The 342-nt window shown below is 29.8% G+C and carries 1 protein-coding gene; it reads left to right on the forward strand.

Annotated elements, in window-relative coordinates; translation table 11 throughout:
• Positions 1-171 (forward strand): transposase (locus tag ACVC5O_RS02740; protein ID WP_452219933.1); only part of this gene is annotated, 171 nt, incomplete at its 5' end.
• Between the last annotated feature and the right edge of the window lie 171 nt (positions 172-342).

Below are 342 nucleotides of genomic sequence, written 5' to 3' on the forward strand. Positions count from 1 at the left end.
TTAGATTATTGTAAAAAACAAAAAGGGTTAGAGATTTACGCCTATTGCATAATGTCAAGTCATATACATATATTATGTAAAGCAAAAGAAGGTTATTTATTGTCTAATATCATGCGTGATTTTAAAAAGCACACCTCAAAATCCTTGAGCGCAGTCGAAAGGTCATTGTAAACTAAGCCAATAATTAACAATTAATAAACAAAAATTATGAGTAATACATTTGAGTTTGCAGAGCGGTTGGGATATACACCTGCATTTCAGTTTACAGAGCAATCACAAAATAGTGGGTTTTATAAAGAGCATGTTAACTTTGAAAATCTAGTAAAAACCTTAAAGAAAAAC

This window comes from Lacinutrix salivirga (assembly GCF_053604675.1).